Origin of the sequence: Cellulomonas pasadenensis (assembly GCF_047229365.1) — a bacterium.
Lineage (GTDB): Bacteria > Actinomycetota > Actinomycetes > Actinomycetales > Cellulomonadaceae > Cellulomonas.
The window spans coordinates 1-8720 of record NZ_JBFTEP010000143.1; the positions used below are offsets into that span (position 1 = coordinate 1).

Here is an 8720-nt window from a genome sequence, read left to right on the forward strand (position 1 = left end):
GGGACGCAGGCCGCGGGCGCGGGCGGCCGCCTTCGCGCGCGCCAGCGCCGTGCGCGCCACCTGCTCGGGCGGCGTCAGCGTCACGAGCTCCGACACCGGGACGCCGTCGGGCACCACGGTCGGCGGGGGGAGGAGCGTCGCGTCGGCGTCCTCGGGCTCCGGGGCGGCGTCGGCGGGCGTGCGGCCCGGGGACGCGGGCGCGGCGGACGGGCGCGCGGACGACGGGTGCGCGGGCGGCGTCCGTCCGGTGGACGGGCGTCGCGGCCGCGACCCGTCAGAGGACACGCGACACCTCACCGCCCATGACGTCCACGCGCGCGCCCGCCAGCGGCTCCGGCACGTCCTGCGGCACCGCGGCCGTGACGAGCACCTGCCGCGCGGGCGCGACCAGCTCGGCCAGGCGGTCGCGCCGCCGGGTGTCCAGCTCCGCGAACACGTCGTCGAGGATGAGCACCGGCTCGCCGTCGGGGCCCCAGTCCGCCGCCCAGCCGCCGGCGTCGTCGAAGCCGTGCGTGAGCAGCGTCCACGACGCCAGGCGCAGCGCGAGCGCCACCGACCACGACTCCCCGTGGCTCGCGTACCCCTTGGCCGGGAGCCCGCCGAGCGTCAGGACGAGGTCGTCGCGGTGCGGGCCGACCAGGCTCACGCCCCGCTCGACCTCCTTGGCGCGCAGCCGGCCCATCGCCTCGAGCAGGCGCGCCTCGACGAGCTCGGCCGTCGCGGCCGGGGCGTCGGCGGACGCGGCCGCCGGGGCGTCGTCGTCCTGCCCGCGCCCGAGCGCCGGGTCGAGGGACGACCGGTACGCCAGCTCGAGCTCGCCCTGCCCCGAGCTGACCTGCCGGTACGCGTCCGCGGCCTGCGGACGCAGGGCCGCCACCAGCGCCTCGCGCGCGACGACGATCTGCGCGCCCGCCTGCGCGAGCTTCGCGTCCCAGACGTCGAGCGTGCGCAGGTCCGCGCCCGCGCGCGAGCGCATCGCCGCGCCGGCCGACTTCAGCAGCGCGGACCGCTGGCGCAGCACCCGCTCGTAGTCCGTCAGGGTGCCCGCGATGCGGGGCGTGAGCTGGACGAGCAGGTCGTCGAGGAACCGGCGGCGGCCGTCCGGGTCGCCCTTGACGAGCGCCAGGTCCTCCGGCGCGAACAGCACGGTGCGCAGGATGCCGAGCACGTCGCGCGCGCGGCCGGGGGAGCCGCCGTTGACGCGCGCACGGTTCGCGCGGCCCGGCGTCACCTCGATCTCGACGAGCGTCGACCGCTCCTCGCGCACGACCTTGGCGCGCACCACCGCCCGCGCGGCGCCGGCACGGACCAGCGCCGCGTCGCTGGGCACCCGGTGGCTGCCCAGCGTCGCGACGTACCCGACGGCCTCGACGAGGTTGGTCTTGCCCTGCCCGTTCGGCCCGACGAGCGCGGTGATGCCCGGCTCGAGCGGCAGCTCGACCTGCGGGTACGACCGGAAGTCGGTGAGGGACAGGTGCGCGACGTACACGGAGCGCCTCAGCCCTCCGCGGTCGGCGGTGCCGTCGGCGTGACCGTGTCGCCGCCCGCGGCCTTCACGGCGTGCCCGCCGAACTGCTGGCGCAGCGCGGCGACCGCCTTCATCGCGGGCGACTCGCCCTGGCGGGACGCGAAGCGCGCGAACAGCGACGCGGCGATGACCGGCGCCGGCACGGCGAGGTCGATCGCCTCGTCGACGGTCCAGCGACCCTCGCCCGAGTCCTCGACCCAGTCGTCGATCGCGGCGAAGCCCGGGTCCTGGTCGAGGGCCTGCACCAGCAGGTCCAGCAGCCAGGAGCGCACGACCGTGCCCTTGCGCCACGCGCGCATCGTCCCGCCGACGTTCGTGACCAGGTCCTTCGCGGCGAGCAGCTCGTAGCCCTCGGCGTACGCCTGCATGAGGCCGTACTCGACGCCGTTGTGCACCATCTTCGCGAAGTGGCCGGCACCCACGGGGCCGACGTGCACGAAGCCGTCGGCGCGCTCGCCCTCGGGCCGGAGCGCGTCGAAGACGGGCATTGCGCGCTCGACGTCCTCGGGCGCGCCGCCGACCATGAGGCCGTAGCCGTTCTCCAGGCCCCACACGCCGCCGGAGACGCCGGCGTCGACGAACCGGATGCCCCGGGCGTCGAGGAGCTCGGCGTGCTTCGCGTCGTCCTGGTAGTACGAGTTGCCGCCGTCGATGACGAGGTCGCCCGCACCGAGGATCTCCGCGAGGTCGCAGATCACGGCGTCGGTGATCTGCCCCGACGGCACCATGACCCACACGACGCGCTCACCCGCGGGGAGCGCCTGCGCCAGCTCCTCGAGCGAGGCGACGTCGGAGACGTCGGGGTTGCGGTCGAAGCCGGTGACCTCGATCCCCGCCCCACGCATCCGCTCGCGCATGTTCGCGCCCATCTTGCCCAGGCCGACCAGCCCGATGTGCATGCCTCGTCCCTTCCGCGGCGGGTCCCCGCCGTGCCCTCGTGCCGTGGTCCGCGCGAACGCGGGGGTGCACCGCCCGGTGGTGGTGCTCCCCGGTCACTGTGCCCCAGGTCGCGGCCCGGCGCCGGGCGGCGGCGTCAGCTGGCGAACCGGATCGGCACCAGCAGGTAGCGGTAGTCCTTCGAGTCCTCGCCGTCCAGCGACTCCTGGCCGGTGAACTCGACCGGCTTGTTCGGGTGCGTGAACGACATGCGGACGAACGTCGTGTCGAGGGCGCCCAGGCCGTCGAGGAGGAACTGCGGGTTGAACGCGACGGAGATGTCGTCGCCCACCAGCACGGCCTCGAGCGCCTCGGACGCCTGCGCGTCGTCGCCCTGGCCGGCGTCGAGGACGACCTGGCCCTCGCTGAACCCGAGCCGGATGGGCGTGTTGCGCTCCGCGACGAGCGCGACGCGCTTGGCGGCGTCGGCGAGCGCCTGCGTCTGGACGATCGCGTGGATCGGCGTCTCGTCGGGGAAGAGCCGGCGCACGGCCGGGTAGTCGCCGTCGACGAGCAGGCTGGTCGTGTGCCGGCCGCCGGCCTCGAAGCCGATGAGGTCGACGCCGCTGCCCGTGGCGAGGGCGACGGACACGGAGCCCGCGCTGCCGAGGGACTTCGCGGCGTCGTTGAGGGTGCGGGCGCGCACCAGCGCGACCGCGGACAGGTCCGGCGTCGACGGCTTCCACGTCATCTCGCGCAGCGCGAGACGGTAGCGGTCCGTGGCGAGGAGCGTGACCTTCTCGCCCTCGATCTCGACGCGCACGCCCGTGAGCAGGGGGAGCGTGTCGTCACGGCTCGCGGCGACCGACACCTGCGCGACCGCGTGCGTCAGCTCGTCGCCGTCCACCGTGCCCGTGACGGGCGGCATCGCGGGCAGCGCGGGGTAGTCCTCGACCGGCATGGTCAGCAGCGTGAAGCGGCTCGCCCCGCACGTGACCTGCACCTTCGTGCCCTCGAGCACGACGTCGACGGGCTTGGCGGGCAGCGCGCGCGAGATCTCCGCGAGCAGACGGCCCGAGACGAGCACCGTGCCGGGCTCCGACACGTCGGCCGGCAGCTGGGCGCGCGCGGAGACCTCGTAGTCGAAGCTCGAGAGCTGGATGGTGCCCGTCGTGTCCGCCTCGATGCGGACGCCGGCCAGCACGGGGACCGGCGGGCGCGTGGGCAGGCTGCGCGCGGTCCACGTGACGGCGTCGGCCAGCACGTCGCGCTCGACCCGGAACCTCATGCGTCACCTTCTCGTCGTCGACCCGTCGTGCTCGGCGCGCGTGGCCGCCGGGAGCGGCGCGGCGAGCGGCCGGCGGCTGCCGGCGGAGCACTGCCGAACACTACGCGACCGGTCCGACGCCCGGAACCGGTCGGTGGCACGCCGCGAGGCCGTCGGCCCGCCGCCACCTCGCCACAGCCGTACGGCGGTGTGTGGATCCCCCCACCAGAGAGGTCTCGTCGTCGTCATCGGGGGTGTGCATCGTGTGGACGGACGACGTCGTGGCTGCTCACGGCACTTTTCCGGGTGTGTGGCCGGGTGTGGTGCGACCCCGGTCGTGGTGTGGACGCCGGTGGACCGCCGCCGGACCGTGCACCGGCGTCCACCGACGGCCCACGATCGCTCCACAGCAACGCAGGGCGTCGTCCACCGTCGTCCACAGGTGTGTGCACAGCTGTGAACAATCGTCCCATGCATGTCTCACCCTGAGGTGGACACCGCCGTCAAGACATTCGTCCGGGTTTGTCGCTGAGAGTCCTCTCATGGGCGGGTGTGTCGCGAAGCCCGCGTGAGTCCCCGCTCGGGGAGCGGCAACCGGGCATCCGTCCAGGTGGCGCGGCACCGCGGAGGTCGACGGTCGGTCGCGGCAGGAGCCGTCCTGGCCGACGTTCGACCTGGTCGAAGGTTGTCCCCATCCGTGTGCAAACCTGTGGACAACTACCGCTGTGCGGTGGAGGGACCCGTGGACGAGGGCTCCGGGTCCAGAACCTTCGTCCAGCGGCGACGTGGCGGTCACCACGCGCGCGTCGGGGTGGTGACGGGGCCCCGGTGGTGCCGTGACGGCCCCGGGGAGCACGCGCAGGCACCCGGGGCCCGCGCCCGTCCGCGCCCGCGTACGCCGGCGTACGGCTCCGCGGCCCGGCGCAGGCCGCCGCAGGCCTCACGACGCCACGACGGCGCCCACGCTGTGCGTGGACGCCGTCGACGGAGGTGCGGGGGACCGGGGCTGCGGGCGGCGCGACGGTGCCGGCGCGCCTAAGGCGGGTCGTCAGCCGCGGTGCTGCTGCTTGATGCGGTTGGTCAGCTCGGTGACCTGGTTGTAGATCGAGCGCCGCTCGGCCATCAGCTCGCGGATCTTGCGGTTCGCGTGCATGACGGTCGTGTGGTCGCGGCCGCCGAAGGCCTGGCCGATCTTCGGCAGCGATAGGTCGGTCAGCTCGCGGCACAGGTACATCGCGATCTGGCGCGCCGTGACGAGCACGCGCGACCGGCTCGACCCGCACAGGTCCTCGATCGACAGGCCGAAGTAGGCGGCCGTCTGCCCGATCACCGTCGTGGCGGTGATCTCCTGCGTCTGGTCGTCGGTGATGAGGTCCTTGAGGACGATCTCCGCGAGGGACACGTCGACGAGCTGGCGGTTGAGGTTCGCGAACGCCGTCACGCGGATGAGCGCGCCCTCGAGCTCGCGGATGTTCGTCGAGATCTTCGACGCGATGTACTCGAGGACGTCGTCCGGTGCCTGCAGGCGCTCGCTCGCCGCCTTCTTGCGCAGGATGGCGATGCGCGTCTCGAGGTCGGGCGGCTGCACGTCGGTGATGAGGCCCCACTCGAAGCGCGAGCGCATCCGGTCCTCGAAGCCGTTCAGCTGCTTCGGCGGGACGTCGGACGTGATGACGACCTGCTTGTTCGCGTTGTGCAGGGTGTTGAACGTGTGGAAGAACTCCTCCATCGTCTGTTCCTTGCCCTGCAGGAACTGGATGTCGTCGATGAGCAGGACGTCGACCTCGCGGTAGCGGCGCTGGAACGCACCGGCCTTGCCCTCGCCGATGGAGTTGATGAAGTCGTTGGTGAACTCCTCGGAGTTCACGTACCGCACGCGCACCGTCGGGTAGAGGTTCTGCGCGTAGTGCCCGATCGCGTGCAGCAGGTGCGTCTTGCCCAGGCCCGAGTCGCCGTAGATGAACAGCGGGTTGTACGCCTTGGCCGGCGCCTCGGCGACGGCCACCGCCGCAGCGTGCGCGAACCGGTTGGACGAGCCGATGACGAACGTCTCGAAGAGGTACTTCGGGTTCAGCCGCGCCGGCTCGGACAGCCCGCGGCGCGCCGGGCGCACGTCCTCGGCGAGGCTGCCGTCGATCGCGCGCAGCGACGGGCGCGCGTCGCGGTCGCCGTCGTCGCGACCGCCGGGGTCGCCCGCCCGGTCGTCACGGCCGAAGCCGCCGTAGCCGGGAGAGGAGACGAGGGAGAGGTCCGGGCGCAGGTCGTCGTCGCGGGTGTCACGGCCGTCGCGGCCCTCACGCGCGAAGCGGTCGTCCTGGCCGAAGCGGTCGTCCGGACCGAAGCGGTCGTCCTGGCCGGACGGGGCCGGGGCGGGCGGGACCACACGAAGAGCGGGCGGGACGTCGCCGGCGACGTCGGGGTCCACGGTGATCGCGAACCGGCCCTCGCGGCCCAGCGCCTCCGACAGCGCCTCGGTGACCTCGCCGCGCACGCGCGTCTCGAGGTACTCCTTCGTCAGGTCGTTGCCGACCGCGAGGATCATCGTCCCGTCGAGCAGCCCGAGCGGGTGCGCGAGACGGACGAACGCCAGCTGGCGCGGGGTGATGTCCGGGCTCGCCTCGAGGGTCGCGACGACGTGCCCCCAGACGCGGGCCGGTTCTTCGTCCTGTGACACGTCCTACCTCGGTGTTCGGTCTCGCGGTCCGGCGAGTCTGGCACGCGGGCCCGTCGTCCACATAGTTGTCCACACCTGTGTGCGGGAGGTGCGGTCGTACGGGACCGGCGTGCGGGGCGTCTCGGGACGCCTGGCCGTCGGTCCGTCGCCCGTGCCCACCGGCTGCCCGACCGGCGGCTCCGACCGGGCGGGCGGGGTGCCCGCGGGGGGAGCGACGTCGCACGATGCTAACGGTGCCGGGCGGACCGCAGAAGGGGTGCGGGGCGCCTCGCGCGCGCGCAGGCCGTGCGGGGTGCAGCGGCCGCAGTTGACCGGGTCGGGTCGCAGAGCGTAACGTGATCCAGCCTTTTGACGGCTCCATCCGGCGCGCCCTGACGCCACTCACACGGCTCCCCGTGTGCTCCTGAGGAGCGGTCGATCACCGGCACATGGACCTGGACGCGCACCCGTGCGCGTCCGCCCCGAGAACGTGGAGATCGTCGTGACCAAGCGCACCTTCCAGCCGAACAACCGGCGCCGGGCCAAGACGCACGGCTTCCGCCTGCGCATGCGCACCCGTGCCGGCCGCGCCATCCTGGCCGCGCGCCGTCGCAAGGGGCGCGCCGAGCTCTCGGCCTGACCCGCACGCCGGTGCTCCCCGCAGCGCACCGGATGCGCCGCTCTGCCGACTTCCAGCAGACGGTGCGTCGGGGTGCGCGCGGGGGGCGTCCGACGCTCGTCGTGCACCTCACGACCACGACCGACCCCGGCCCGCCGGAGGTCGGTCTCGTCGTGTCTCGGGCCGTCGGCAACGCGGTGGTCCGCAACCTCGTGCGGCGGCGTCTGCGGGAGCTGGTGCGGGCGCGGCTCGACCTGCTGCCCGCGGGCGCGCGGCTCGTCGTGCGCGCCCAGCCGGCCGCGGCCGCGGCGTCGTTCGCGACGCTCGGGTCGGACCTCGACGCGGCGCTGCGCCGAGCGCTCGGCCGCGTGGCGCCGCGGACGCCGGTCGTCCCATGACTGCCGCCGCCCTGGGAAGAGCCGTGCTCCGCGTGCCCGCACGCGTGCTGCTCGCCCTGCTCTGGGTCTACCAGCACGTGGTCTCGCCCCTCACGCCGGCGACCTGCCGCTTCTACCCGTCGTGCTCGCAGTACGCCGTCATCGCCGTGCGGCGGCACGGTGCGCTGCGCGGCACCTGGCTCGCCGTGCGGCGGCTGCTGCGGTGCCACCCCTGGAACCCGGGTGGCGTCGACGACGTTCCCCCCGTGCGCGCTGCGCACCACCCTCTCGACGCGGCCCCGGCCGCGCACTGAGCTCTCGAGGAGCCCTGACCGATGGACTGGATGGACGGCCTGCTCTTCCCGATCATGGTGGCCGTGGCCTGGATCATGGTCCGGTTCCACGACCTGCTGACCGCGATCGGGCTCGACTCGGCGGGTGGCGCGGCCTGGGGGCTGTCGATCGTCGGACTCGTCATCGTGATCCGGATCCTGCTGATCCCGCTCTTCTTCAAGCAGATCAAGGCGTCGCGCGGCGTGCAGATGGTGCAGCCCGAGATGCAGGCACTGCAGAAGAAGTACAAGGGCCGCACCGACCCCGCGTCCCGTGAGGCCTACAGCCGCGAGATGATGGAGCTGTACCGCAAGCACGGGACGAACCCGTTCGCGTCCTGCCTCCCGCTGCTCCTGCAGTCGCCCATCTTCTTCGCGCTGTTCCGCGTGCTCTTCGAGCTGCCCAGCCTCGCGGCGGGGACGTACGACCGTGCGGACGCGATCGGTCCGATGACCAGGTCGCTCGCGGCGGAGGCCGAGTCCGCGACCATCTTCGGCGCACCGCTGTCCGGCACGTTCATGCAGGCCGGCGACGACTGGAGCATCCGCATCGTCACGGTGCTCCTCATCATCGCGATGTCGGTGACGACCTTCACGACGCAGCGCCAGCTCACCATGAAGAACATGCCGCCGGCCGCGCTCCAGGGCCCGATGGCGCAGCAGCAGAAGATCCTGCTGTACGTCCTGCCGCTCGTGTTCGCGTTCTCGGGCGTCAACTTCCCGATCGGTGTCCTCATCTACTGGACCACCACCAACCTGTGGTCGATGGGCCAGCAGTTCTACACGATCCGCCGCATGCCGGCCCCCGGCTCGCAGGCCGAGGCCGCGATGAAGGAGCGCAAGGCGCGCAAGGCCGCGCGTCGCGGCGCCGGCATCGAGGAGAACGACGGCGGTCCCGTCGCGGTGATCGAGGAGAAGCCGCGCGGGCAGCGGCAGCAGCCGAAGCGCAAGGACCGCGCCAAGGTGAAGCCGACGGCGGCGCCCGGCGCGAGCACCGCCGCGTCCGTGACGGACGCGGCTGCGGACTCCCCGTCGGGCGGCGCCCCGGACGCCGGCCCCGCGCGGCCC

General features: G+C 73.6%; 8 protein-coding genes and 1 pseudogene. 4 read left to right on the forward strand and 5 right to left on the reverse strand.

Annotated elements, in window-relative coordinates:
• From AB6N23_RS15610 to dnaA, 5 genes and pseudogenes are all read right to left on the reverse strand, one after another.
• Positions 1-285, reverse strand: a pseudogene (locus AB6N23_RS15610) (hypothetical protein); the annotation flags it as partial.
• The gene (gene recF, locus AB6N23_RS15615) at positions 275-1489 is read right to left on the reverse strand and encodes a DNA replication/repair protein RecF (RefSeq protein ID WP_412866919.1); all 1215 of its coding nucleotides are present in this window, start codon (positions 1487-1489) and stop codon (positions 275-277) included. The pseudogene AB6N23_RS15610 and the gene recF, both read right to left, overlap by 11 nt.
• An 8-nt stretch (positions 1490-1497) precedes the next feature.
• Positions 1498-2427, reverse strand: coding sequence for a phosphogluconate dehydrogenase (NAD(+)-dependent, decarboxylating) (gene gnd / locus AB6N23_RS15620; RefSeq protein WP_412866920.1), 930 nt, complete (start codon positions 2425-2427; stop codon positions 1498-1500).
• A gap of 134 nt (positions 2428-2561) precedes the next feature.
• On the reverse strand, positions 2562-3692 hold the full coding sequence (gene dnaN / locus AB6N23_RS15625; protein ID WP_412866921.1) for a DNA polymerase III subunit beta: 1131 nt from the start codon (positions 3690-3692) through the stop codon (positions 2562-2564).
• Positions 3693-4719: 1027 nt separating this feature from the next.
• Positions 4720-6345 (reverse strand): chromosomal replication initiator protein DnaA, encoded by a 1626-nt coding sequence (gene dnaA, locus AB6N23_RS15630; protein WP_412866922.1) that lies wholly within the window; start codon positions 6343-6345, stop codon positions 4720-4722.
• A 481-nt stretch (positions 6346-6826) separates the two neighbouring features.
• On the opposite strand from dnaA, the gene rpmH reads away from it, so the two are divergent.
• The 4 genes from rpmH to yidC form a co-directional block, all read left to right on the forward strand.
• Complete coding sequence (gene rpmH, locus AB6N23_RS15635; protein WP_043601468.1) at positions 6827-6964, forward strand: 50S ribosomal protein L34; 138 nt, start codon at positions 6827-6829, stop codon at positions 6962-6964.
• 11 nt (positions 6965-6975) lie between these two features.
• Entirely contained in the window at positions 6976-7341 is a 366-nt protein-coding gene (gene rnpA / locus AB6N23_RS15640) for a ribonuclease P protein component (RefSeq protein ID WP_412866923.1), read from the forward strand.
• Positions 7338-7634 carry a membrane protein insertion efficiency factor YidD gene (gene yidD / locus AB6N23_RS15645; protein WP_412866924.1) on the forward strand — a complete coding sequence of 99 codons (297 nt, stop codon included), beginning with the start codon at positions 7338-7340 and terminating at the stop codon, positions 7632-7634. The genes rnpA and yidD overlap by 4 nt, the downstream gene beginning before the upstream one ends.
• 21 nt (positions 7635-7655) lie before the next feature.
• On the forward strand, positions 7656-8720 hold a 1065-nt coding region (gene yidC, locus AB6N23_RS15650; protein ID WP_412866925.1), incomplete at its 3' end, for a membrane protein insertase YidC.

What these genes read in the sequence shown, in the direction of transcription:
- gnd (WP_412866920.1), bottom strand. Translation starts at nt 2,427, where the DNA reads ATGCACATCGGGCTGGTCGGCCTGGGCAAGATGGGCGCGAACATGCGC.
- dnaN (WP_412866921.1), bottom strand. Translation starts at nt 3,692, where the DNA reads ATGAGGTTCCGGGTCGAGCGCGACGTGCTGGCCGACGCCGTCACGTGG.
- yidD (WP_412866924.1), top strand. Translation starts at nt 7,338, where the DNA reads ATGACTGCCGCCGCCCTGGGAAGAGCCGTGCTCCGCGTGCCCGCACGC.